We start from the raw sequence: 21,873 nt of genomic DNA, 5'->3' as shown, positions 1-21,873 counted from the left end.
TCGGGCGTGTGCGAGCGATCATCTACTGCCGCGTCTCCTCCGACACCAGCGGGCGCGGAAAATCGGTCTCCGAACAGGAGAAAGAGTGCCGCGACGTCGCCGCCCGAGAAGACTGGGACGTCGCCGAAGTGCTCGTCGACAACGACGTCGGCGCCTCACGCTACTCCCGTGGCGAGCGCCCCGCCTACGATCGCCTGCGCGGGATCCTCGCGGCCGGCGACGTCCTCGTCACCTGGGAGGCCTCACGCGCCCAGCGAGACCTGCGCGCCTACCTCGACCTGCGCGAGCTGTGCGCCGAGCGTGGCATCCTGTGGTGCTACTCCGGGAAGATCCACGACCTGTCCCGCGGTGACGACCGCTTCGCCACCGGCCTCGACGCCCTGCTCGCCGAGAAGGAGGTCGAGCAGACCCGCGACCGTGTCCTGCGCGCTGTGCGCGCCACCCGCGAGGCCGGACGCCCGCACGGGAAGCTGGCCTACGGCTACCGGATCATCCGCGACGAGCACACCGGGCGGTCCATCACCCGCGTACCCGATCCCGACACCGCGCCGATCGTGCGCGAGGTCGTACGCCGACTCCTTGCGGGGGAGACGATCTACTCGGTGTGCCGCGACCTCAACGCCCGGGAGGTGCCTCCACCGAGGCCGCGCCGTGACGGCACCGTCGGCGCCTGGATCCCCACCACGCTCCGCGAGATCGCCCGCAATCCGACGTACGCCGGACTCGTCACCCACCGCAAGAAGATCGTCGGAGAAGGCGTCTGGGAGCCGATCATCACCCGTGACGAGCATGAGAGGCTGGCGGCGGTGCTTTCTGATCCGTCGCGAACGACGCGGCCGCCGCGCGGTTCTCAGCCGCGATGGTTGCTCACCGGGATTGCGGAGTGCGGGCACTGCGGGGCGCCGATGACGAAGATCAGCAACCGTGGCGCGACGTCGTACATGTGCAAGGGCAATCAGCCGACCGGGGGCCGGCGCTTCTGCGTGTGCCGCGTCATGCACAAGGTCGACCCGTTCGTCACCGAGTCGGTGCTGCGGCGCCTTGAAGGCCAGGATCTGGTGACCGATCGCGCATCCTCGGACGCCGACTATGCGGCCGCCGTGGAAGAGGTGCGGGCGCTGCGCCAGCGCCTCGACGGTTTCGTCACGGCGGCCGCGGCGGGGGAGGTGTCTCCGGTGTCGCTCGCGCGGATCGAGGCTACCCTGATGCCGAAGATCGAGGCCGCCGAGCAGCGGGCTCGCGCGCGCGTCTCGTCGCCGATCGTCGCTGCCATGATGGGTCCCGACGCCCGCGCCCGGTGGGATGATCTGTCCCTGATGCGGCGGCGCGACCTGATCCGCGCGATGGTCGAGATCAAGATCTTCCGGATCGGCACCGGCCGGCGGATCTATCCGGCCGGTGAAGGCATCGAACTGACCTGGAAGTGACCGGTCACCGGGCTGCCGGTAGCGGCGGCCCGGCGATGTCGAGGAGCCGTCGGTCGGCGTCGGGCAATGTGCTCATGCCGACTCCTCGCGCGGCATGATCCACGACCAGTCGCCGTCGCAGGCGTGCTCGATCTCGGCGACTTCGAGCGGATCCAGGTGCTGCATGCGGGTCAGCGCGGTCTGCTGATCTACCCACAGGTGCTCGGCGAGGGCGGGTAGGTCGGGATGGCGCAGCCACCGGAACGCGTCGACCAACTGGCCGAGAGTGATGAGCCTGCGCGCGGTCTCCTGCTCGACGAGCGACTCTTCGACGGCAGGGCTGGGGTGCTCGGCGCCGCGGCGCTCGATGTGCACGAGCTCGTGCGTGAGGGTACACCTGCGCTCGGCCTGCGTTAGCCGGTGATCGAGCAGGATCTCCATCCCGGACAACCTGCCCATGCGCCCGGCCGGCAGCGGAGTGTGGAGCACGACGACGTCGGGATAGCGGTCACGCAACCACCGCCACGGATGCCACAGGATCATGGACCGGGACGGTAGCGGAAGGCTACGACACGAAACGGCGCTGACCAGGAATTACAGGCGTGTAACTATCGATCGACTTCATCTCCTGGACGAGATCGCCGAGTTCGGCAGTGGTCACCGCCTCAACGATCGCGCCGAACGTACTCTCCGGGCTCAGTCCGAGTTCGTCGAACGTGAACCGGCGGTCGGTCGTACCGATAGTGGAGTCATGAAACGGCACTGTCACGAGGGCATCGTCTCCGAGGTGCTGGGCGACTGAGGCGCACCCGCCGCGCCGCGGCAGCTGGTCCTCGATGTCGGCCAGGGTGTCAGTGCTCGTGACGGCGATGAGGAGCCGCTCGCCCGTTGGCAGAACCGGTTCGCGATCCCGGTATTCACCCCACCCGTATATGACGCCGGTGTTCAGGCGATTCGCGGCCTCGATGCGGGCGCTTTCACCCTCGCCGATCCTCCAGCGGATTCGGTACGGGGCGCCGCATGGGTCGACTGCCACGTGCTCTTCATGGAGGACGAGACGAGGGTCATCCAGGCCGGTGATGTCGACGCCGGCACCGAGAAGCATTGCGGTCAGCTCGCCGAGTAGCTGCTCGCTTGTGGGGCGTCCACCGACGATCGGAACTTGGGGGCTCCGGACCGACCAGCCGTTTCCGTCGCCGTAGTCGGTGAGGATCAGGTGGATCGCGCGCGCACGGCGTGACTCGATGATCGCTTCGACTGTGCTGGTCGCGCGCAGGGCGCGTTGCGCCTCATCCGCGGTGAAGCCGAGGAAGTCGTCGAGCGACAACTCTGGGCCTTCGCCGTCGTGCCACCGGTCGACCCAATCATCGATGTCGGTGGGCCGGGCCTGGTTCGCGAGGCAAGCATCGACGAAGGTGGTGTGCTGCTCAGACATCGATACTCCTTCCTCTTTCTGCTGTTCCGATTCTCTCACCAGTGTCAACGTCGAACACCCCGATATGCTTCCCGCGCTTGTTGAAGCCCTCGACGTGCCCGTGCCGCTGGTCGTACTCGTACAGCGTGCCGTCCGGTCCACGCCATCGTTTGGGTGTCCGCTTCGGCACGACCTCCAGTGTGTCCAGGAAGTCTGGTGGGCGCCGCGGCTGGTAGTGCCCGGGCTGGCGGGGGACGACCAGTGTGAGCGCTTCTGCCTCATCGAGCCCGACATCTTCGACGAAGATCCAGCGGAGTTCGACCGGCGTGATGACCTGCTTGTTGTTGTACGCCCACCTGATCGTCGGGCGTCCTGCCGCGATCAGCCACACCTGGTTTCCCGAACGGGACCGCGCACTCGTCGTGTAGCCCAGTTCGCGGCGCAGAATCCCGAGGACGTACGACGCTTTGTGCGATGGCCACGACTGCGCCATCTACGCAGGGTCCTCGTCGTCGCCCGGGATACGGTCCGGCGGCAGTCCGGGGTCTTCGTACGCTCCGGGGTCGCCGGGGGCGATGTTCGGGTGGCGGGTGCGGTAAGAGGCCAGGTCGTAGTCGGACTGGCGGGGCCCGTCGCCCGCCTCTGCCTTCTGTCCGCCTACGTGGTGAACAACGAGGTTGTAGCCGCTTTCGAGGTGGGTGGCCGTGCTGGCCGGCGAGCTCCCCGAGGTGAACATGATCCGGAACTTGTCGGGCATCGTCTCTGGCCAGGTCAGGAACGCGCTTTCTAGTCGGTCCTGGACGATCGAGACGAGGTTGTCGAAGTTCCAGTCGATCGGCGCGCCGGCGTCCGCGGCCTCGTCGCGTTGGGCGAGGACGTCGTGAAGGATCGCTTCGATCTGGGAGCGTGCCAGACCGATCGGTGCACCGGTCTCCGGCGGCTTGATGAGGAGGGTGCCGTCGCTGTCGATGGTGACCCGGATCTTCTTGTCTTCTGGCTCGGGCGCGCGCGGTGTTCCCGGTTCCGGGGCCGGCGGATCGGCGTGGGCGGCTGTTCGTTCATGGCGGTTGAGCTCCTGTCGTTGGGAGACCAGCAGCCGGAGGAAGTCGATGGCGACTCGACGTTCGTGTGGCTGGAGGTCGTCGACGCCGACGGGTAGCTCGGAGGCGAATGGTGGTCCGTCTGTGCGGCGGCCGGCGGCGGCGAACGCAACTTGATCAGGCACCTCTGCGAGGTAGGCGACCGCTCGGATCACCTCGTCGCTCACGGGTCCGCTGTGGCGGCCGCGGGCGATGTTGTTTGCGGTGGCCCGACTGATCCGCATCCCGCGCGGATTCTTCTCCTCCGCGCGGGCGACCTTGTCCTCCATCTGGCGATAGCTCATCCCGGCGTCGCGCGCCTTCTGGATGAGGTCCTGGAGGGTTGTTGCGTTCACGGCAAGAATCGTCACTCTCGTTGCTCTAGTTGCGCCACGCCGGAATCCTCGTCACTGGAAACCAACAATCGAAGTCTTGCACGTCAAGCCGCAAAGAAGACGGTTGACAGTCTGGCAACCAGTTGTCTAATATCCAGTTAGACAGTTGACATGCCGCCAACCGGAGGGGTAGCACTTATGAGGGCAAGACAACGACCGCCACGACAGAAGGACTGCTGGATGGAGGTTCGAGATCCGGCTCGGCTACGGCGGGCGCGGAAGCAGAAGCGGCTCACGCAGCGCGAGCTGGCGTTCCTCGTCAAGAGGTCGCACACGACGATCTACAAGCTCGAATCGGGTGCACTGAAGACGATCACCGAAGACCTTGCGATCTCGATCGCGGCCAGGCTGGACCAGCACTGGGAGGATCTCTTCATCGATCACGAGGAAGTCGTCGCGCCGCAGGTGTCTAATGTCCGACAGGACGAACGCCAGACCGCGTAGCGCTCACAGAAACGGCCGCCACCCGGTGCAACGGATGACGGCCACGACGAACTCGGGAAGGAGTTCAACACCATGCACGATACCAACCAACTCGCGTTCAGCGGCACATCGCCGTTCGACGCGATCATGCAGACCCGCCCCGACGGGTCCAAGTTCTGGCCGGCGCGCAGCCTCATGCCGCTCATGGGCTACGACAAGTGGCAGAACTTCAAGGCCGTGACCGAGCGGGCCAAGAAGGCCGCAGAGAACGTCGGCGTGGACATTGCGGCGGAGTTTTCGCAGGTCACCCAGGTTATCGAAGCCGGTAATCTGGGCATGACCGAGCGAGTCGACTTCGAGTTGTCCCGGTTCGCGGCCTACCTCGTCGCGATGAACGGCGACCCGAACAAGCCCGAGGTCGCCGCCGCCCAGGGATACTTCGCGATCCGCACCCGGCAGGCCGAGACCGCCCGCCCGCAACTCACCGACGACGAGGTCATCCACCAGGCCCTCGTCATCACCACCGGACGCGTCACCGCCCTCGCCCAGCTCGCCGGGCGTCTCGCTACCGAAGTCGCCGCCCAGGCGCCGAAAGCCGAAGCCTACGACGCGTTCATGGACGCGACCGGCTCCCACAAGCTCGCCGCCGTCGCGAAGATGCTCGGCTGGGGTCCGGTCATCATGAACCGGGAGTTGCGCAAGCTCGGCGTCCTGCGCCGCGACAACCTGCCGATGGCCAGGTACGCGCACCACTTCAACGTCGTCCCGCAGACCTACACGCGGCCCGACGGGCAGGTCGTGCCGACCGCCACCACCTACGTCCTCCCGTCGGGCGTCGAGTTCCTGCGCCGCAAGCTCGCCGGGATCGAGGTCCCCGAGCAGCCGGTCACCGTCGCGGCGCTGCCGGTCGCCGAGCCGCAGATGATCGGCGGCGGGCGATGAGCGAGGACCGCGAGCAGTGGGAATCCGAGCGCGATGTCGCCGACGAGCAGCCGCCCGCCCGCCTGGACGGCGTCGAGGTCTCGCCCGTCGTCAACGGCGCCACCATCGACCCCCGGGACGTGTCGGCGGACGCCTTCGGCGACGACGAGTACCTGTCGCTGACGATCCCGGTGCCGCAGCTGGGCGTCATCGAGACCATCGAGCTCGCGATCCCGCGGTCGCGGCTCCTGGCCATCCTCGGCGGTGCATCGTGAGCACCACCGATTGGAAGCGCACTGTGCGGGCGTGGGCGCGCGAGCAGCAGGCCACGCACGCCGTCATCGCCGGATGCGGCGCCGAGACCCGCCTCACCATCGGAGCCTGCCTCGGCCGGATCGCCGCGGTGCATTGCGGCGTCGACGCCGGATCGGTCATCGCCGACGTGCACGGCAACCAGGTGCGGGTGCGGCGGCCCGGCGGGAAGGCCCTCGCGATCCTGCACGACCCGACCCGCCGCGAGCCCGACGGCTACGACCCCGACACCGGGCGCCAACGGTGGCGGCACATCCGGACCGAACGGCCGACGCCGTGACCGGCCGACACGATCCGGAACGCTGGCCCCTCGCACCCGGCAACGCGCCGCCCGAGGTGGAGGCACGGTTCGCCGCCGAGGCCGCCGCCTGGCCGGAACCGTCCGCGGAGCTCCGGGATCAGGTCTCGGGGATCTTCCGCCGCGCCGGACTGAAACGGGCGTCATGACCAGGCCGAATCCGACGCTCTGCCCCGCCCGCATCCGCCTCAACCCCCAGAGCCAGACCCCCATCGTCGTCGCCTGCGAGAAGAGCGCCGGCCACCTCGACGAACATCTCGCGGCCAACTACCGCTGGACCACCACCAAGGACACGAAATGACCGACCACACCACCGACGCCCCACACCGCGGCGCCGCACTCACCCGCCAGCAGGTCCTCGACATCCTGACCGAAGCCCACAACAGCAACGCTCGAGCCAACCTGCGCGGGGCCGACCTGCGCGGGGCCGACCTGCGCGGGGCCGACCTGCGCTGGGCCAACCTGCGCGGGGCCGACCTGCGCGGGGCCGACCTGCGCGGGGCCAACCTGCGCGGGGCCAACCTGCGCTGGGCCAACCTGCGCTGGGCCGACCTGCGCGGGGCCGACCTGCGCGGGGCCGACCTGCGCGGGGCCGACCTGCGCTGGGCCAACCTGCGCGGGGCCGACCTGCGCGGGGCCGACCTGAGCGGGGCCGACCTGCGCTGGGCCAACCTGCGCTGGGCCAACCTGCGCGGGGCCGACCTGAGCTCGAGTTGCCAGGTCTTGTCGGTGACGGGGCTGCCTTCGGGTCACGCGATCCTCGCTCCGCTGCCCGACGGCTGGCGACTCACGGTCGGCTGCTGGTCCGGCACCATCGCCGAGCTGCGTGCACTGATCGCGGCCGACGACGGCTGGCCCGAAGCGCGCGGCGCACAGATCGCCGCACGACGGCCCATGCTGGCCGCCCTCGCCGACATGTGCGAGGCGTGGGCGACCGATCACGCCGACGTCCTCGCCGAGATAACCGCCAAGTGGGGAACCGAGACCGAGGCGGATGCCTGATGTTCACGCTCGTCGCTACCGCCATGACCATCGCGCTCCTCGCCGGTCTCGCACTCGGCCTCGCCTGGCCGCGCGAGCACCCCGGCATCGACCGCGAGCGGCTGCCCGACCACCTCGCCGACGGCCCGATCGGCCGCATCATCGACCACGGGCGGTGGATCCGATGACCGCCGCGCCCGCCACGTTGCCGCCGTCGCTGGTCCGGCGCGCCGCCCGCGAGCGCGTCGGCCTGCTGCTGGAGCAGCTGGACGCCCGCTGCGACCGCGACGGCCTGGACTCGACGCTCGTGCGGATCGCCGACACCCGCGGCACCCGCCACGTCGTCACCGTGACGAATCTGCGGACCGCACACCAGATCCAGGTCCACGCCGGCACCCGCGCCGAAGCGGTCGACCTGGCCCTCGACGAACTCAACCGACAGGACAACCTCCGATGACCGAGCAGAATCCCGTGACCGCCGAACTCGACGGCCTCACCGCACTCGGCAGTGCCATCACCGCCTGCTGCCAGCGCCTCGACGCCCACCTCGCACATCAGACGGCCGGCGCCACGCCCGTGCTGTCGGCGGCGGGGGAGGCCGACCTCACACCGGTGGCCACCGAGCTGACCGTGCTGCGCACCCTCACCGACATGATCAAGGCCCTGTCCGATGTGGCCGGGCCGATGAAGACGCGCGTGCAGGACGCGATGGGTGACGCCGACACCGGCGTCCTCGACGGCAGGCCCGCCGTCACCTGGAAACCGGTCAAGAGCCGGCGGTTCGACCAGAAGGCGTTCAAGGCGGTGCACCCGCAGCTGGTCGCCGAGTTCACCATCGTGACCGAGTCGCGGCGCTTCACGGTGGTCGACTGATGGCGACGTCGACCGTGCACGCGGACCGTATCCGCGAAGTGCACCTGCTGACCCGTCAGGGTGTGGGGCCCCTGGACATCGCGGCCCGGCTGGGCATCACCGACAGGACGGTCCACCGGCTCCGCGCCGAGCCCCAGCCCGAGCCCCAGCCCGAGCCCCAGCCCGATCCGGGTGAGCGGGCGCTGTGCCGCAAGTTCCCGCACGTCAACTTCACGCCCAACAGACGCAAGGACGCCACTGAGGCGATCACCGTCTGCTCCTGGTGCCCCGTCCGCCGCGATTGCGCGCGCCTCGCGCTCACCTACTACTACGCCGGAGGTGTCTGGGCAGGCGTCTGGATCAGCGACAACCACCGGCCCGAGACGAGGCGGCAGCTCGCAGCCGTCGCGAACGGCGGTGACGCCCGATGACCGGCAGCAGCCCGCGCGTCGATCCCGACCAGATCACCGACAAGCTTCTGGCCGCCGAGTGGCGGCACTACGCCGGCTACGGCTGGACCGACCAGCAGATCGCCGACCGCCTCGGCGTCACCCTCGAATCAGTGCAGAAGGCGGCTCAGCGGGGGAGGGCAGCATGACGGCGCTGCCCGGACTCCCCGAGCACCTGCGGACGCTGATCGTCGACGGCCACAAACTCCACCCCCGCAGCCAGCAGATGAGGCTGGGACCATCGGAGATCGGCAACCCGTGCGCCCGCAGACTCGCCTACGGCCTCATCGAGGCCCCGAAAGCGGGCGGCTTCGACGACCCCCTGCCGTCGATCGTCGGCACCGGCATGCACGCCCAGCTCGAAGAACTCGCCGAACGCGCCAACACGCGACTCGGCTGGCCCCGGTATCTGACCGAGCGCCGCGTCGAGATCCGGCCCGGCCTGACCGGCTCCTGCGACCTGTACGACGTGCAAGAGGCCGCCGTGTGGGACTGGAAGGGTCCGTCGACGAACCGGCTGAGGCACTACCGCGACCACGGCCCCAGCGCGGTGTATCGCACGCAGGCGCACCTGTACGGCCGCGGCTACCGCCGCGCCGGATTCCCGGTGAAACAGGTGGGGATCGCGTTCCTGCCGCGCGGCGGCTGGCTCAAAGACGCCCGCGCCTGGACCGAACCGTACGACGACACCGTCGTCGACACCGCACTCGACCGGATCGACCGGATCCTCGTGCAGCTGCTCGACCTCGACGCCGAAGCCCACCCTGAGCGGATCCGCGACGGCTGGACCGCGGGCGGACACCAGATCATGCCGCCCATCCCCGCCGACACGACGGACTGCTTTTTCTGCAGCTACAAGGCGCTGCCCGGCACTGACCTTGCGGCCGCCCCGTACGCCTGCCCCGGCGCCGGGATTCCCGCGCCCTCCAACGTCTCCGAGGTATCCGCCTCGGAGCTACTCAACGCCTGAGACCAGGCGAAACACAAGGAAGAGAGAGTTCACAAAATGACCGAATGGGAAACCATCGATGTCCCCGCCGGCGCCTTCATCGGCTGGGGTAACACCCCCGGCCAGGCCGTGACCGGCAAGGTCCTGACCTTCGATCCGGCCGGCGCACAGGACTACAACGGCAATGTCTGCCCCGAGCTCGGCCTCGAACTGGTCGAGCCGGCCGCGTCCTACAACAAGGCGGGGGAGCGTTTCGACTACGCCACCGGAGATCTCGTCAACCTCACCTGCGGGGCGACGAACCTGAAGAGAGCGGTGATGGCGGCGTCCCCGTCCGCCGGGGATCTGGTCAAGATCACGCTGCAGGAGATCAAGCCGCTCAACGGCGGACGGTCGGTGAAGATCTTCGATCTGAAGATCGCGCGCGGCGCCGGGGGCGCGTCCACTCCGGCCACCCCCACTCCGCAGGCTCCGGCCGCTCAGCCCGCCGCGAACACGCCGCCGACGCCCCCGGCCCCGGCGGCAGGCGAGCCGGTCAAGCCCGACAGCTTCCCGCAGGAGGTGTGGGACACCCTCGAACCCGCGGCGAAGACCGCCGTCCTCGCCCAGCAGTAGACCCCCACAAGAAAGAAGGAATTCCCCATGTCCACCACCACCGATCAGCAGAAGACCGACGAGGTCACCGACTTCGCCGTCGTCCTCACCCAGCACGCCAAAGGCTCCACCCTCCGCGAAGCGTCCCGCGCACTCGCCGAGGTCGTCGACGGCGCGATCGCCACCAACAAGAAGGGGCACGTCACCATCAAGCTGTCCATCGAACCGGTCGCCGACGGCGGCGCTGTCAAGCTCCGCGGCACCGTCACCAAGTCGGTCCCCGAGGACCCCACCGCCAGCGTGTGGTTCGCCGACGGTGACGGCCACATCTCCCGCGACAACACCGGCCTCTACACCGAGCGGGGCCTGTGACCATGGCTTACGACAACACGCCGAGCTTCGACCATTTGCCCATCCCCTTGACGTCCGACCTCGTCAAGACCGAGCACGGACAGGTCGTGTTCACCGCGGTCAACGGAGCCGGCGGCCTGGAAACGAAGGTCGTCGACCTCGTCGACGGGGCGCCCGGCGCGTTCGCGCCACGCACCCCGGACGTGCGGACCGTGATCGACCGGGACAGCTTCGGCCGCGAACTGCGCCGCCGGGGCCTCGACAGCGACGGCACCGTGTGGGCGTCCCGCGCCAAGGGCCGCGTGACAGCCGTCTACAACGACCTGTCCACCGACCTGGACGACGCGTACACGCGCCGCGACGACCGGCTCATGCTGCAGTTCGTCACCGACCCCGACTGGTCGACGTTCGGGAACGTCGCCGACGGGCAGTACCACGGGCAGGAGGAGTTCGGCGACCTCCTCGACGACGCCGGCCACCTGATCATCTCCCATCAGGCCGCTGACCTCGTCGAACTCGCCGATTCGATCCGGGCGACGAGCTCGGGGCATTTCGAGTCACGAATCCAGCGGTCCACCGGCAGCCAGTCGGTCGGTTGGTCCGAAAGCGTCGAAGCCCGCGCCGGCGCCGCGGGCGACCTGGAAGTGCCGAAGGTGGTGGTGTTCCGGGTCGCCCGCTTCGAGGACTTCCCGACCGTGGACCTCGTCTGCCAGGTGCGGCTGCGGGTGAAGGGCGGCCAGTTGCTGCTCGGCCTGTTCCCGCGCCCGTACGAACACCTCCTGCGCGAGCAGTGGCAGACCGTGATCGGTGAGCTCGGCGCCGAGATCGGACGCGACATCTACGCCACCGCATAGCCGGGGCAGTCCCGCCGCGGTGGCGCACCCGCAGGGGATACGCGGTGCGGCCGGTCCGACTCCGGCACGGGACACCACAACCACAGCCATATCGGAAGGAGCACACCATGATGTGTACGCACCAGCAGGACCTCGCTGACGCCGCGAGACAGGCCGTGTGGGACAGCGAAGCCACCCGGACGCGGCGCGAGCCGACCCGCGAAGAGATCGCGGCCGACTCGGTCGGCGAGTACGGGGACCCGACGTGACCGCCCCGACCGAGCCGCGGCCGGGCGAAATCTGGCTGACGGCGCTCCCGAACGGAAGCCAAGACACCACCGAGTACCGGGCGACGGGCTGGCACTGGCCGGTGAGCGGCGCCCGCTGCTCCATTCATAACCGGAAGCCGATCCGGCGTATCGGCTTCACCGCCCCGCCGGCCGATCGGAAGCCGCAGGACGTGCTGCGTGAGGCGGCACTGATCGTGTCGACGCACGGTATCGGCTACAGCGCCGGGGTCGCTGCGCTCTGGGTCGGTGTCACCGGCGACCACCCTGCATACCCCGCCACGACCTGCCAGGAGGACAGATGACGCCCGACAGCTGCCCACACCGCACCAACACGGCCGTCCCCGCCCTCTGCGAGAGCTGCGCCCACCCGCACCCACCAGTCCTGTGCCGCTACTGCGGGATCCGCATGAGCAGCAGCCAGGACCAGGCGATCGGCGCACACCTCGACTGCCTCATGCACCACCACTACGACCTCCGGAAGGCCAGCTGAACAGTGCCCGGACCCGACACCCTCGACCTCGCCGGCCTCCTCGACCGCCTCGGCCACCAGCTCGTCGCCCTCTGCTGGAAACCCCGCGGCGCCGACAACCAGTTCCACACCCTCATCACCACACCCGCCGACGCCGCCACCCACCTCACCGGGCTGCAAACCTGCGACGTCTGGTACTCGGTCAACCAGCCCGCCGGACCACCCGGGCAGCGGCCGCGCGGCGGCGCACAAGACGTCACCCACCTACGCGCACTCTGGGCCGACCTCGACATCAAGACCGGAGCCTTCACCGACGAACCCACCGCCTGGGCCTGCATCGACGACCTGTCAGTCATCCTCGGCGACCACCCCGTCGCCGTCGTACAGTCCGGCCACGGACTGCAACCCGTCTGGGCCATCGACCCCGACGACACCCCACTCGACACCTCCGACCAGCGTGCCCGCGCCGTCGCCGTCCTCAACCGCTGGCGGCGCCTCGTCGAAACCGTCGCCGCACGCCGCGGCGCACAGGTGGACGCCGTCTTCGACCTGCCCCGTATCCTGCGCGCACCCGGCACCATCAACTGGAAGTCCACCCCGGTGCCCACCTCGTGCGAGCCGCGGCCCGGCGCGCCGATCACCCTCGACCAGATCGAAGACGCCCTCGACGAATACGGCGTCACCGCCCTCGATAGTGACCCCCTCCTCGACCAGCCCGTCGACACATCGACCTGGACATGGGCCGACGACCCCTGCCCCTACGCCCGCGACATGATCACAGGCTGGTCCAGCGACACACCCAGCGCCAGACACCCCTGGCTCCTCGCCCAAGCCACACGCCTGGCCGTCGCCCACCGCCACGGATGCCTCACCCCAGCCGACCACCAGCGCGCCATCGACACCCTCACCAGCCGCATGCAAGACCTCTGCGCTGCAGGCGGCAACGCCCGATCACTGACCGGCGCCGAAGTCCGCTCCGCGCTCGCCTGGGGTGAGAGCCGCGCCGCCCTCCTCGGCGACGGCCAGATCGCCCGCGAACTCGGCGGCCACGACCACACCGTCAAACTGACCGTCATCGAAGGCGGCGACGCGATCGCCGCCACCTTCGGCACCGCCACCGCGGCGGCGCCCGCCGGCGCCACGGCCACCGCGGCCCACCTCGCGCCCGCCGGTCAGCCGCTGCGCACCACCCTCACCGACGATGGCAACGCGCGGCGCTTCGTCCACCACCACGGCGACCACCTCCGCTACTCGGCGGCGCGCGGCTGGCTCGACTGGGACGGCACACGCTGGCGCCTCTGCGAAGACGACGCACCCGCCATCCAAGCCGCCCGCGACATCGCCGCGCGGCTCCCCGAAGACACGAAAGAGCAGGCCAGACACAAGACCCGCACCCTCAACCGCGGCGGAATCGAGAGCATGGTCGCCCTCGCCAGACGGGACCCGATCGTGCGCGTCGCCGCCGACCAGCTCGACGCCCACCGCATGCAGCTCAACACCCCCGACGGCACCCTCGACCTGGTCACCGGCCAGCTGCACGAGCACCGGCCGGCCGATCTGCACACCAAGATCACCGGCACCGGCTGCGACCCGGCCATGTCGACACCGCGCTGGTTGCAGTACCTCGACGACACGTTCGGCGGCGACACCGAGATGATCGGCTTCCTGCAGAGGCTGCTCGGCTACGCCGCCACCGGCGTGGTGCGCCACCACATCCTCCCGTTCCTCCACGGCGACGGCCAGAACGGCAAATCGGTGCTGACCGACATCCTGGCGGGCGTGCTGGGGGAGTACGCCGTCGTTCTGCCGTCCAACGTCCTCATCGCCCACCGCTACAGCCACGACACCGAACTGTCCAAGCTCCCCGGCGCCCGCGTCGCGATCTGCTCCGAAGTCCCCACCGACGGCAGCTTCGACGAAGAGCGCGTGAAAGCCCTCACCGGCGGCGACCGGATCTCCGCACGCGAGCTCTACAAGAACCCGTTCGAGTTCACGCCGTCGCACACGCTGATCCTCGCCGGAAACCACCAGCCGTCCGTCGAGAGCGGCGGCCGCAGCTTCTGGCGCCGTACCCGCCTCATCCCGTTCGCGCACACAGTGCCCGACGAGAAGAAGATCGACGGCCTCGGGCAGATCCTCGTCGCCGAAGAAGGCCCCGGAATCCTCGCCTGGATCGTCGCCGGCGCGATCGCCGCCCGCACCGGCCTGCGTGAGCCGGAATCGGTCCTGGCCGCCACCCGCACCTGGGAGGCCGAGGAGGATGCGTTCGGGCAGTTCGTCGCCGACAGCCTCCACCTCGCGCAGGGCAGCGACATGGTCAAGGTCAAGACCACCGATCTGCGCAAGGCCTACAGCTCGTGGTGCCGCGACAACGGGCGCAGCGAGATGGGTTCCCAAGCGTTCTCCCGCGAACTCGTCAAGCGCACAGGGGCGCGCGCAAGCCGATCGCACGGGATCCGCTACTACCTCGGCGTCGCACTCATCGACACCGCGGCGAGCGAAGAGGAGGACCGGCGGTGGGGCGCATGAACCTATTCACGCAGGCTCAATGCAAAGTAGCGCGCGCCGCTGGATCGGCCCCGCTCGACTCCAGCGGCTACGAACGCGGCCGACAGTTTCGGATCTCCAGGCAGGTCGACGCTTCGATCGGCGGCCCAGCTACGCGCGTCATCGAACAGTTCCGAGGGGCGAGTTCGTCCTTCGGGGACCGTTCGCTCGACAAGGTATGTGCGCAGCTGCTCTACGAGGTTGTTCGACTGGTAGCTATACGACCTCTTATCTGCCTGGACGATCAATCCGGCCCCGCAGTTTGGGCAATTAAAGTGACTCATAGTGTCGCACTATACCGGCACTGTTCGGCGGTTGTCCACAGGGCGGCGCTTCGGCACCCAAATGCCGCCACTTCGGCACCCGCGAATAAAGATGGGTGCCGGAGCGGGTGCCGCGGGTGCCGCACGGGTGCCGCCACATTTTCGACTTCGGCACCCGATGAAATTGCGCAGACCAGCACAAACACCCCACGGGTGCCGCGGGTGCCGCGATGTGAAAAACCTACATATAGCGCGCGAGGGCGGACCAGGGGAATTAGCAGGAGCAAGCACCTCTGGATGCGCTACGGGAGTAACAATTCGCAAGCTTCGGCACCCGCGGCACCCGCGCCGACTTATCCACAGGCGGCCCGACATGGCCAATGACCGTCACGCCTGCCCCGACTGCGGCGCATCCCACGCCATCCGCACCCCCAGAAAGACCCGCACCCAGACCGCGCTGAAGGACACCACCGACCTCACCCCACGGCTCTGCGGCGGCTGCGGCTCACCCGTCCTCGCCGGCCGCGTCGAAGGCCTCGACCTCACCCTCGACCCCCGACCCCTCAACCACCTCGGCGCAACCACCATGCAAGCCCTCGGCCGGCTGATCATCATCCGCGCCGGCGCCCGCGGCAGACTCCGCAACCACGCCCAGCACTGGCCGCCCAGCGACGGCCGCTACTGGCACACCAACCACCGCTGCGGCCATCCGATCCCGCACGAGCTCGGCGACGCCGGAATCGACCGCACCCTCCGCGCCAATCAAGCAAACCCGCCATTCCCTGAACGCCCGCCCTTCTGACCCAAGGAGACCTGAACCATGACCACCCACCGCCTGTTCGTCCCCGGACACCCCGCACCGCAAGGCAGCAAACGCCATGTCGGCCGCGGGATCCTCGTCGAATCCTCCAAGCGCGTCGCGCCCTGGCGGGCGGTCGTCGCCCTCGCCCTCGGCCAAGCCATCGCAACACCGCTCGCCGGAGCGATCAGCCTGGACGTCGAGTTCGTCATGCCCCGCCCCAAGTCGACACCGAAACGCCGCACCCCGCACGCCATCAAACGCCCCGACCTCGACAAGCTGCTCCGCGCCCTCCTCGACGCCGGCACCAAGACCGCGTGGTGCGACGACTCCCAGATCGTGCACATCACCTCAGCCAAGCGCCTCGCCGAACTCGACGAACAGCCCGGCGCCCGGATCATCATCACCGAGATCGGAGACCCCGCGTGAACGACGCCGAAGCCGGCCTGCCCGCCGTCCGTGCCGCCCTGGAAGATGCCGTCCACGCGCTGGTCGGCCGGACCACCGACCACATCACCCGCGGCGACGGCACCACCGAACTCGTCTTCGGTGCCTCGATCTACGTGCAACTCGTCGAGCGCCGCGCGGGCGCGCAGGGCACACGCAACGGGAGCCACGCCCGATCCATGCCCCCGGTCGTGCTCGACGTCATCGATCTCCTCGCCGAGATCGATGCGACCGTGCCTTCCTGGCTGCCCCGCGAGGCTGCCCGGCCCGCCCGATGGGTCGGTCCCGAGTCCACCATCAACCGGCTCTGGGCCCTGGCAGACGCGCCGTGGCGCCCGCAAGACGTACCCACCCTGCGCACTATCACCCCCGTCATCGAAGCGTGGACCACCAAGGCCCTGGCCCTCATCGACCCACCCCGCCGCTGGACCATCCCCGCCCCCTGCCCGGCCTGCGGCGCCACCACCGTCTACCGCCCCGACAGTGCGGGCGAGGTGGTGCGTCAGCCGGCACTGCAAGTCACCGAGCACGGCTGCCAATGCCAGCACTGCAAACACCTGTGGGAACCACAGCTGTTCGCACACCTCGCGCGCACACTCGGCACGCTGCCCGACAACGTGCTGCGATGACCGCCGAAGATGTGGCACACTGGACGCACGGCACACGTGTCTCCAAAACCGGACGAGCAGCACGCTGATGAACGTCAGAAGCGCCAACGGACACCGAAGACGACAAGTCCGCGCGCGAGTACTCCGCGAAGAAACCCACTGCTGGCTCTGCGGCGAATACGTCGACCAGTCGATCAAGACACCCGACGACCGCTCACCTGAAGTCCATGAGCTCATTCCCGTCAGCCGCGGCGGCTCACCCACCGACCGAGCCAACTGCCACCTGACCCATCGCGCCTGCAACCAGAAGCAGGGCAACAAACTCGACCCTGTCGAGCACCAGCCGCCACTGGCACCGGAACGACGAACCGAACGGAGATGGTGGCCGTGAACAAGCTCGTCGACACCCTTCTCGCCCAGGCCCGCAACTGCCGCAAGGACGCCCCGCACTCACCACGCTGCCCCCGCTGCCGGCGCGGCACCCCGGTCGCGGCCGGACGCGAGACCCAGGGGGAGTGACCCCTACCGGGCCCCCACGGCTCCTTCTCGGCCATAGAGCCTTTCTCTCCCCGTATCCCCCTCCCGGGGTCTTGACCTGTACCGATTGGAGGTGACGTTGTGCCGCCGAGGAAGCGAACCATGACGCTGAAGCAGGCGGTGGCCTCCGGCGATGTGCTCGCGATGCTGAAGGCGCAGCGCCGCCTGATCGCGACGTCGCTGGTGGAGGCCGCGGAGAACACGCGGCCGCAGTTCAACAACGAGCTGAACAAGCTGCACGCCCTGATCCGTGATGAGGAGGAACGGGTGGCGGCGCTCGCGCAGGCCAAGGCCGACGCCGATGAGTCGGCGGCCGCGGCGTCCGACGATGACAGCTTCGACCCGCTCGACCTCTGACGACCAGACCGTCGTCGACTTGGGCCGGGCGGCCCTGCTGGACAAGCGCCCGCTGTCTCCGACTCTCCGGGAGGCTGCGACGCACCTGATCCTGCCGGACGGGATCGTGCGCACGTTGTGGCCGCGGGTCAAGTACCGGCTGGCGACGATGGGGGTCACCCTGGATCGCTGGCAGGAAGGGTTCTGTCAGGCGGCGCTCGGGCTGCGCGAGGACGAGTCGTGGGCGTGCGGCGTCGACGGCGTGTGCGCCTCGATTCCGCGACAGGTCGGCAAGACGTTCTTGATCTCGCACGTACTGATCGCGCTGTGTATCGAGTTTCCGGGCCTGCGGTGCGTGTGGACCTCCCACCATGCCCGGACGACGACGGGCACCTTCCGGAGCGTGCAGGGCGCGGTGCGGCGGCCGGCGGTCGCCGCGCACTTGAAGAAGGACCGCTCCGGCGGTATCCGGACGGCCAACGGCGAGCAGGAGATCGAGTTCGCGGGCGGGTCGATCATCATGTTCGGGGCCCGGGCACTCGGCTTCGGCCGCGGCATGCAGGCGATCGACGTCGAGGTGTTCGACGAGGCGCAGATCCTCGGCCTGAAGGCCCTGGAGGACATGGTGCCGGCCACCAACGCGGCGAAGAATCCGCACGGCGGGCTGCTGTTCTTCATCGGGACGCCGCCGCGGCCGGTCGACGACGGCGCCGCGTTCACTGCGAAGCGGGCTGCGGCGCTGGCCGGGGACGCCCCGGACGGCATGTGGGTGGAGATCTCCGGGGACGAGGACCTCGATCCGTACTCGCCTAAGCAGTATCGGCGGGCGAATCCGTCGTATCCGCACCGTGTGGGTGCGACGGCGATGAAGCGCATGCAGAAGAACCTCCCCGACCTCGGGGCGTGGCAGCGTGAGGCGCTCGGGATCTGGCCGAAGGACGTCGTCGAGCGGGTGCTTCCGGAGTGGCCGGAACGGGCAGGGGCGGGGCCGGCCGCGGACACGGCGCCGGACGCGTTCGGTGTCGACCGGGCCGAGTCGGGCGAGATCTCGGTGTGCGCGGCCTGGGCGACCGAGTCCGGTGTGCACGGCGAGGAAGTGTTCTCCACACGCAGCCTGGAAGCGGCGGCGGCGTTCCTCGACGAGGCCGCCCGGCCACGGGATCAGATCCTGTTCGACGAACACTCCCCCGCTCGCGCGCTCATGCCGCTGCTGAAGCGGCGGCGGATGCGCGGGGCGAAGATCGCGCGCGTCGGTGACCTGATCGCCGCCTGCGCGTTGGTGGAGGCCGGCATCGACGAACAGACCCTGACCCACGCTGGACAGGAAGTACTCGCGCGCGGGATCGCGAACGCGATGAAGCGGCCGATCAAGACCTCGTCGGGTGGCTGGGTGTGGGCCAGCCGCGGAGACAACCAGCCGATCCACGCACTGAACGCTTTCAGCCTCGCGGTACTCGGGGCGTCTCAAACACTCACAGGAGGCACGTCGGGCGGCCGGGAGGCCGTCGTGGTGTGACCAGCAAAGGGGGACTGGTGGGTGAGTCCCTGATTTCGGCGTCGGTGCCGATCGTGCCCGGTCTGTCGGGCGACGAACAGGCCGCGCTCGCGCGCCTGGAGAACAAGATCGCGGCGCGCCGTACCCGCAACGGACTGCGGACGCTGCTGTACGAGGGCAAGTACGCGGTCGACAAGATCGCCGACGTCGTCCCGCTGCAGTACGGGCGGACAGCGAAGGTGATCGGCTGGCCGGCTAAGGCCGTGGACCTGCTGGCCGAACGCACCGTGCTGACCGGCTTCGACTGGCCCGACGGCGACAACGACGAGCTGGGGCTCGGCGAGGTGTGGACGAGCAACGACCTGGCCGTCGAGGCGCCCATGGCCGCGGTCTCCTCGCTGCTGCACGGGGTGGCGTTCCTCTCGTGCACCGCGGGTGACAAGCAGCTGCTGGAACCGGCCGCGCAGATCCACTGCACCGCCGCGACGGACGGTTCCGGGGACTGGAATCCGCGGACCCGCTGCCTGGACAGCTTCCTCGACGTGCACGAGCGCGACGAACTCGGCATGGTGACCACGTTCACGCTCATGGCCGACGGGCAGATCGTCACCGGCGCCCTGGCCGATGCCCGCTGGACCGTCGAACGTCGGCCCTACCGTGGCCGCGTCCCGGTGGAGCCTCTGGTGTTCCGGCCCCGGCCGGGGAAGCGGCTGGGGACCTCGCGGATCACCCGCCCGGTGATCGGGCTGACCAACAGCGCCATGCGGGTGGCGATGCGCATGGAGGGCAACGCCGACGTCTACAGCCTGCCGCAGCTGTTTCTCCTCGGTGCCGACAGCCGGATCTTCAAGAACCCCGATGGGACGGTCAAGACGTCGTGGCAGATCGCGCTGGGGCGGATGTTCGGCGTCCCGGACGATGACAAGGCCGCCAACCCGCGGGCCGCCCTGCAGTCGGTGCAGGCGGCCAGCCCGGCACCGCACATTGAGCAGCTGCAGCAGTATGCGCAGTTGTTCGCCGGTGAGACCGCGATCCCGGTCGCTTCGCTCGGCGTGTCCGGGCTGGCGAACCCGACGAGCGCCGACAGCTACATCGCCTCGCGCGAAGACCTGATCGCGACGGCCGAGACCGCCACCGACGTCTGGGGCGGCGCGTGGGCGCGCACCATGATGCGCGCCGCGGCGATCGTGAACGACGTCGACGTCCCCGACGAGCGGTGGGCGTCGGTCGTGCCGTTGTGGCGGCCGCCGCAGCACCAGTCGCGGGCGGCGATGGCCGACGCCGGCGCCAAGCAGCTCGGCGCCGTGCCGTGGCTGGCCGAGACGAAGGTCGGTCTGGAACTGGCGGGACTGTCCGAGGATCAGATCACCCGGGCCCTCGCTGAACGCGAGCAGGTCAAGGGCGGCCAGGTGCTTGACCAGCTGCTCGCCGCCGGTGAGCCTGCCGACCAGACCGGCGCCACCACCGATCCGGCGGCCGACGATGCCGACCCGGCTGCCTGAGCTCGCTCGGCTCAACGACGTCGTGGCCGGGCGCGGCGCCCGGATCGCGGGCCGCGCGTACGTGAACTCGGCGAAGGTCGGCGGCCCGCGCGAGCGCAAGACCGCGCTGGCCCTGGCACTACCGACCATGCTGGGTCCGGTCGGGCTCGCGATGAGCGAGGGCACCCGGCAGTGGTACGCCGCCCAGCCCGGCGGCACCGACGGCTTCGCACCGCAGCTTCTGGAGGAATCCGCCCGCCAGTTCACCGCCGAATACCTGCGGGTGTTGTTCGACTACGCGTCCACGCGCTCGGACCCGCGCGCCGCGTTTGAAGCCGGGATCGACCGGCGGCTGCGTAACGTCTCCCGCGATACCGTGCTGGCGAACGCTGCCGCTGAGGGTGCCCGCTGGTACCGGCACGCCTCGGCGAACGCGTGCGGCTTCTGCCGCATGCTCGCCACCCGCGGCGCCGTCTACACCTCCGCGCGCGCGGCCGGTGAGATGAACCGCTACCACGACCATTGCTACTGCCAGGCCGTGGCCGTCCGGCCGGGTGACACGTACACGCCCATGCCGTACATCGCGGAGTGGAAGAAGGACTACCAGGCCGCCCGCGACGCCGGCCTGACCAAGCCGGGCGACATCGCGAAGTTCATGGACGAGGTGCCTGGTGCTCGCCGGGATCCGGTGAAGCTGGCGAAGGCGAAGGCCGAGAAGCGGGCCAAGGACAAGACACCGCAGCCAGGCGGAGACGGCAAGGACCCGAAGGACCCCAACGGCCCCGGCGGCAGCAAGACCGGTTCCCCTGGCCACGACGCCAGCACGGCGTACTGGGAGGCCCGAAAGCAGGCACTTCCCGTTGACTTCCACGGCGACCACATCGAGCCACATGAGATTTCGTTCGTCGAGAAGTTCCTGGACACCGGAGAGCGCATGCAGTGGATACCGCTTGACGAACGGCGCCGTCCGACAAACGACTTCATCTGGACGAGCAACGGCAACATCGAGGTCGAAGTCAAGCGCACCAAGAAGCCCACATACAGTGCCATCCACGGCCGGATCGTGAGCGCGGCGTCCAAGGCCGCCAAACATGGCGTAGTCAAAGACAACTTCATTGCCGACCTCGGTGAACTACCGCTCACTGACGAGTTGGCTGCTGAACTCTCCGAATACAACGTCGGACGTCGGAAGTACCGGCTGAATCGGCTCTGGGTGATGTCACGCGGGAAATTGACCGAGATCGACCTCAAAAAGTAGGTGCGGGCCGCAATGCCCACATGAAATGTGGGGGCGCACCCGCACTTCCGATCATACAACAAGCCACCCCGCACGCATTCGGCGTG

General features: G+C 69.1%; 32 protein-coding genes and 1 pseudogene. 29 read left to right on the top strand and 4 right to left on the bottom strand.

From position 1 onward, the window contains the following. Positions 1-8 precede the first annotated feature (8 nt). Positions 9-1,427 (top strand): recombinase family protein, encoded by a 1,419-nt coding sequence (locus MYK68_RS14180; protein ID WP_247864325.1) that lies wholly within the window; start codon positions 9-11, stop codon positions 1,425-1,427. Positions 1,428-1,499: 72 nt separating this feature from the next. On the opposite strand, the gene MYK68_RS14175 is transcribed toward MYK68_RS14180, so the two are convergent. The 4 genes from MYK68_RS14175 to MYK68_RS14160 are packed head-to-tail and all read right to left on the bottom strand — an operon-like array spanning position 1,500 to position 4,255. Beyond that, entirely contained in the window at positions 1,500-1,949 is a 450-nt protein-coding gene (locus tag MYK68_RS14175; RefSeq protein ID WP_247864324.1) for an ImmA/IrrE family metallo-endopeptidase, read from the bottom strand. Positions 1,950-1,971: 22 nt separating this feature from the next. Continuing rightward, a complete protein-coding gene (locus MYK68_RS14170) occupies positions 1,972-2,841 on the bottom strand; it encodes a hypothetical protein (RefSeq protein ID WP_247864323.1) in 870 nt (289 codons plus the stop codon). Further along, positions 2,834-3,313, bottom strand: a complete 480-nt coding sequence (locus tag MYK68_RS14165) for a colicin E3/pyocin S6 family cytotoxin (protein ID WP_247864322.1) — start codon at positions 3,311-3,313, stop codon at positions 2,834-2,836. Before MYK68_RS14165 ends, MYK68_RS14170 begins: the two co-directional genes overlap by 8 nt. Then, positions 3,314-4,255, bottom strand: a complete 942-nt coding sequence (locus tag MYK68_RS14160) for a hypothetical protein (RefSeq protein WP_247864321.1) — start codon at positions 4,253-4,255, stop codon at positions 3,314-3,316. A gap of 219 nt (positions 4,256-4,474) precedes the next feature. Between MYK68_RS14160 and MYK68_RS14155 the strand changes: the two genes are divergently transcribed. The 28 genes and pseudogenes from MYK68_RS14155 (at position 4,475) to MYK68_RS14025 (ending at position 21,787) form a co-directional block, all read left to right on the top strand. Beyond that, positions 4,475-4,738: a helix-turn-helix transcriptional regulator gene (locus MYK68_RS14155; protein ID WP_247864320.1), complete on the top strand. Its 264-nt coding sequence runs from the start codon at positions 4,475-4,477 to the stop codon at positions 4,736-4,738. Positions 4,739-4,810: 72 nt separating this feature from the next. Beyond that, complete coding sequence (locus MYK68_RS14150) at positions 4,811-5,659, top strand: phage antirepressor KilAC domain-containing protein (protein WP_247864319.1); 849 nt, start codon at positions 4,811-4,813, stop codon at positions 5,657-5,659. Continuing rightward, positions 5,656-5,913: a hypothetical protein gene (locus MYK68_RS14145; protein ID WP_247864318.1), complete on the top strand. Its 258-nt coding sequence runs from the start codon at positions 5,656-5,658 to the stop codon at positions 5,911-5,913. The genes MYK68_RS14150 and MYK68_RS14145 overlap by 4 nt, the downstream gene beginning before the upstream one ends. Further along, complete coding sequence (locus MYK68_RS14140; RefSeq protein ID WP_247864317.1) at positions 5,910-6,230, top strand: hypothetical protein; 321 nt, start codon at positions 5,910-5,912, stop codon at positions 6,228-6,230. The genes MYK68_RS14145 and MYK68_RS14140 overlap by 4 nt, the downstream gene beginning before the upstream one ends. Further along, positions 6,227-6,397 carry a hypothetical protein gene (locus tag MYK68_RS14135; RefSeq protein ID WP_247864316.1) on the top strand — a complete coding sequence of 57 codons (171 nt, stop codon included), beginning with the start codon at positions 6,227-6,229 and terminating at the stop codon, positions 6,395-6,397. Before MYK68_RS14140 ends, MYK68_RS14135 begins: the two co-directional genes overlap by 4 nt. Further along, complete coding sequence (locus MYK68_RS14130; protein WP_247864315.1) at positions 6,394-6,549, top strand: hypothetical protein; 156 nt, start codon at positions 6,394-6,396, stop codon at positions 6,547-6,549. The genes MYK68_RS14135 and MYK68_RS14130 overlap by 4 nt, the downstream gene beginning before the upstream one ends. After that, entirely contained in the window at positions 6,546-7,250 is a 705-nt protein-coding gene (locus MYK68_RS14125; RefSeq protein WP_247864314.1) for a pentapeptide repeat-containing protein, read from the top strand. Before MYK68_RS14130 ends, MYK68_RS14125 begins: the two co-directional genes overlap by 4 nt. Next, positions 7,250-7,417: a hypothetical protein gene (locus MYK68_RS14120; protein ID WP_247864313.1), complete on the top strand. Its 168-nt coding sequence runs from the start codon at positions 7,250-7,252 to the stop codon at positions 7,415-7,417. The genes MYK68_RS14125 and MYK68_RS14120 overlap by 1 nt, the downstream gene beginning before the upstream one ends. Continuing rightward, a complete protein-coding gene (locus MYK68_RS14115) occupies positions 7,414-7,686 on the top strand; it encodes a hypothetical protein (RefSeq protein WP_247864312.1) in 273 nt (90 codons plus the stop codon). The genes MYK68_RS14120 and MYK68_RS14115 overlap by 4 nt, the downstream gene beginning before the upstream one ends. Further along, complete coding sequence (locus MYK68_RS14110) at positions 7,683-8,102, top strand: hypothetical protein (protein WP_247864311.1); 420 nt, start codon at positions 7,683-7,685, stop codon at positions 8,100-8,102. Before MYK68_RS14115 ends, MYK68_RS14110 begins: the two co-directional genes overlap by 4 nt. Then, positions 8,102-8,512 carry a WhiB family transcriptional regulator gene (locus MYK68_RS14105; RefSeq protein ID WP_247864310.1) on the top strand — a complete coding sequence of 137 codons (411 nt, stop codon included), beginning with the start codon at positions 8,102-8,104 and terminating at the stop codon, positions 8,510-8,512. The genes MYK68_RS14110 and MYK68_RS14105 overlap by 1 nt, the downstream gene beginning before the upstream one ends. After that, on the top strand, positions 8,509-8,679 hold the full coding sequence (locus tag MYK68_RS14100) for an RNA polymerase sigma factor sigma-70 region 4 domain-containing protein (RefSeq protein ID WP_247864309.1): 171 nt from the start codon (positions 8,509-8,511) through the stop codon (positions 8,677-8,679). The genes MYK68_RS14105 and MYK68_RS14100 overlap by 4 nt, the downstream gene beginning before the upstream one ends. Beyond that, on the top strand, positions 8,676-9,500 hold the full coding sequence (locus MYK68_RS14095; RefSeq protein WP_247864308.1) for a hypothetical protein: 825 nt from the start codon (positions 8,676-8,678) through the stop codon (positions 9,498-9,500). Before MYK68_RS14100 ends, MYK68_RS14095 begins: the two co-directional genes overlap by 4 nt. Positions 9,501-9,536: 36 nt before the next feature. Then, positions 9,537-10,094, top strand: coding sequence for a hypothetical protein (locus tag MYK68_RS14090; RefSeq protein ID WP_247864307.1), 558 nt, complete (start codon positions 9,537-9,539; stop codon positions 10,092-10,094). A 27-nt stretch (positions 10,095-10,121) separates the two neighbouring features. Continuing rightward, positions 10,122-10,445, top strand: coding sequence for a YfdP family phage-associated protein (locus MYK68_RS14085; RefSeq protein ID WP_247864306.1), 324 nt, complete (start codon positions 10,122-10,124; stop codon positions 10,443-10,445). Positions 10,446-10,447: 2 nt separating this feature from the next. Beyond that, positions 10,448-11,278 carry a DUF2303 family protein gene (locus tag MYK68_RS14080; protein WP_247864305.1) on the top strand — a complete coding sequence of 277 codons (831 nt, stop codon included), beginning with the start codon at positions 10,448-10,450 and terminating at the stop codon, positions 11,276-11,278. Between the two features lie 107 nt (positions 11,279-11,385). Then, on the top strand, positions 11,386-11,526 hold the full coding sequence (locus MYK68_RS14075) for a hypothetical protein (RefSeq protein ID WP_247864304.1): 141 nt from the start codon (positions 11,386-11,388) through the stop codon (positions 11,524-11,526). Next, positions 11,523-11,849 (top strand): hypothetical protein, encoded by a 327-nt coding sequence (locus tag MYK68_RS14070; RefSeq protein ID WP_247864303.1) that lies wholly within the window; start codon positions 11,523-11,525, stop codon positions 11,847-11,849. Before MYK68_RS14075 ends, MYK68_RS14070 begins: the two co-directional genes overlap by 4 nt. Next, the gene (locus tag MYK68_RS14065) at positions 11,846-12,037 is read left to right on the top strand and encodes a hypothetical protein (protein ID WP_247864302.1); all 192 of its coding nucleotides are present in this window, start codon (positions 11,846-11,848) and stop codon (positions 12,035-12,037) included. Before MYK68_RS14070 ends, MYK68_RS14065 begins: the two co-directional genes overlap by 4 nt. Before the next feature lie 750 nt (positions 12,038-12,787). Next, positions 12,788-14,359: pseudogene (locus MYK68_RS20890) on the top strand (DNA primase family protein); the annotation flags it as partial. Positions 14,360-15,199: 840 nt separating this feature from the next. Then, positions 15,200-15,628, top strand: a complete 429-nt coding sequence (locus tag MYK68_RS14055) for a hypothetical protein (RefSeq protein ID WP_247864300.1) — start codon at positions 15,200-15,202, stop codon at positions 15,626-15,628. 18 nt (positions 15,629-15,646) lie between these two features. After that, positions 15,647-16,054 (top strand): RusA family crossover junction endodeoxyribonuclease, encoded by a 408-nt coding sequence (locus MYK68_RS14050; RefSeq protein ID WP_247864299.1) that lies wholly within the window; start codon positions 15,647-15,649, stop codon positions 16,052-16,054. Beyond that, positions 16,051-16,701 (top strand): DUF7341 domain-containing protein, encoded by a 651-nt coding sequence (locus tag MYK68_RS14045; protein ID WP_247864298.1) that lies wholly within the window; start codon positions 16,051-16,053, stop codon positions 16,699-16,701. Before MYK68_RS14050 ends, MYK68_RS14045 begins: the two co-directional genes overlap by 4 nt. Positions 16,702-17,067: 366 nt before the next feature. Next, the gene (locus MYK68_RS20800) at positions 17,068-17,199 is read left to right on the top strand and encodes a hypothetical protein (RefSeq protein WP_283255223.1); all 132 of its coding nucleotides are present in this window, start codon (positions 17,068-17,070) and stop codon (positions 17,197-17,199) included. Positions 17,200-17,319: 120 nt separating this feature from the next. Beyond that, positions 17,320-17,574 carry a hypothetical protein gene (locus MYK68_RS14040; RefSeq protein WP_247864297.1) on the top strand — a complete coding sequence of 85 codons (255 nt, stop codon included), beginning with the start codon at positions 17,320-17,322 and terminating at the stop codon, positions 17,572-17,574. After that, positions 17,546-19,069, top strand: a complete 1,524-nt coding sequence (locus MYK68_RS14035) for a terminase (protein ID WP_247864296.1) — start codon at positions 17,546-17,548, stop codon at positions 19,067-19,069. Before MYK68_RS14040 ends, MYK68_RS14035 begins: the two co-directional genes overlap by 29 nt. Positions 19,070-19,086: 17 nt before the next feature. Next, on the top strand, positions 19,087-20,550 hold the full coding sequence (locus MYK68_RS14030; protein ID WP_247864295.1) for a phage portal protein: 1,464 nt from the start codon (positions 19,087-19,089) through the stop codon (positions 20,548-20,550). After that, the gene (locus tag MYK68_RS14025) at positions 20,531-21,787 is read left to right on the top strand and encodes a VG15 protein (protein WP_247864294.1); all 1,257 of its coding nucleotides are present in this window, start codon (positions 20,531-20,533) and stop codon (positions 21,785-21,787) included. The genes MYK68_RS14030 and MYK68_RS14025 overlap by 20 nt, the downstream gene beginning before the upstream one ends. Positions 21,788-21,873: the final 86 nt, after the last annotated feature.

Source organism: Gordonia sp. PP30 (assembly GCF_023100845.1).
GTDB lineage: Bacteria > Actinomycetota > Actinomycetes > Mycobacteriales > Mycobacteriaceae > Gordonia.
This window is presented reverse-complemented; position numbering and strand designations above follow the sequence as displayed.

Bases quoted from the DNA above. Each gene is read 5' to 3' on its own strand.
- MYK68_RS14175 (WP_247864324.1), bottom strand. From the start codon at position 1,949: ATGATCCTGTGGCATCCGTGGCGGTGGTTGCGTGACCGCTATCCCGAC.
- MYK68_RS14170 (WP_247864323.1), bottom strand. From the start codon at position 2,841: ATGTCTGAGCAGCACACCACCTTCGTCGATGCTTGCCTCGCGAACCAG.
- MYK68_RS14165 (WP_247864322.1), bottom strand. From the start codon at position 3,313: ATGGCGCAGTCGTGGCCATCGCACAAAGCGTCGTACGTCCTCGGGATT.
- MYK68_RS14155 (WP_247864320.1), top strand. From the start codon at position 4,475: ATGGAGGTTCGAGATCCGGCTCGGCTACGGCGGGCGCGGAAGCAGAAG.
- MYK68_RS14150 (WP_247864319.1), top strand. From the start codon at position 4,811: ATGCACGATACCAACCAACTCGCGTTCAGCGGCACATCGCCGTTCGAC.
- MYK68_RS14145 (WP_247864318.1), top strand. From the start codon at position 5,656: ATGAGCGAGGACCGCGAGCAGTGGGAATCCGAGCGCGATGTCGCCGAC.
- MYK68_RS14130 (WP_247864315.1), top strand. From the start codon at position 6,394: ATGACCAGGCCGAATCCGACGCTCTGCCCCGCCCGCATCCGCCTCAAC.
- MYK68_RS14125 (WP_247864314.1), top strand. From the start codon at position 6,546: ATGACCGACCACACCACCGACGCCCCACACCGCGGCGCCGCACTCACC.
- MYK68_RS14120 (WP_247864313.1), top strand. From the start codon at position 7,250: ATGTTCACGCTCGTCGCTACCGCCATGACCATCGCGCTCCTCGCCGGT.
- MYK68_RS14115 (WP_247864312.1), top strand. From the start codon at position 7,414: ATGACCGCCGCGCCCGCCACGTTGCCGCCGTCGCTGGTCCGGCGCGCC.
- MYK68_RS14110 (WP_247864311.1), top strand. From the start codon at position 7,683: ATGACCGAGCAGAATCCCGTGACCGCCGAACTCGACGGCCTCACCGCA.
- MYK68_RS14105 (WP_247864310.1), top strand. From the start codon at position 8,102: ATGGCGACGTCGACCGTGCACGCGGACCGTATCCGCGAAGTGCACCTG.
- MYK68_RS14100 (WP_247864309.1), top strand. From the start codon at position 8,509: ATGACCGGCAGCAGCCCGCGCGTCGATCCCGACCAGATCACCGACAAG.
- MYK68_RS14095 (WP_247864308.1), top strand. From the start codon at position 8,676: ATGACGGCGCTGCCCGGACTCCCCGAGCACCTGCGGACGCTGATCGTC.
- MYK68_RS14090 (WP_247864307.1), top strand. From the start codon at position 9,537: ATGACCGAATGGGAAACCATCGATGTCCCCGCCGGCGCCTTCATCGGC.
- MYK68_RS14085 (WP_247864306.1), top strand. From the start codon at position 10,122: ATGTCCACCACCACCGATCAGCAGAAGACCGACGAGGTCACCGACTTC.
- MYK68_RS14080 (WP_247864305.1), top strand. From the start codon at position 10,448: ATGGCTTACGACAACACGCCGAGCTTCGACCATTTGCCCATCCCCTTG.
- MYK68_RS14075 (WP_247864304.1), top strand. From the start codon at position 11,386: ATGATGTGTACGCACCAGCAGGACCTCGCTGACGCCGCGAGACAGGCC.
- MYK68_RS14065 (WP_247864302.1), top strand. From the start codon at position 11,846: ATGACGCCCGACAGCTGCCCACACCGCACCAACACGGCCGTCCCCGCC.
- MYK68_RS14055 (WP_247864300.1), top strand. From the start codon at position 15,200: ATGGCCAATGACCGTCACGCCTGCCCCGACTGCGGCGCATCCCACGCC.
- MYK68_RS14050 (WP_247864299.1), top strand. From the start codon at position 15,647: ATGACCACCCACCGCCTGTTCGTCCCCGGACACCCCGCACCGCAAGGC.
- MYK68_RS14040 (WP_247864297.1), top strand. From the start codon at position 17,320: ATGACGCTGAAGCAGGCGGTGGCCTCCGGCGATGTGCTCGCGATGCTG.
- MYK68_RS14035 (WP_247864296.1), top strand. From the start codon at position 17,546: ATGACAGCTTCGACCCGCTCGACCTCTGACGACCAGACCGTCGTCGAC.
- MYK68_RS14025 (WP_247864294.1), top strand. From the start codon at position 20,531: ATGCCGACCCGGCTGCCTGAGCTCGCTCGGCTCAACGACGTCGTGGCC.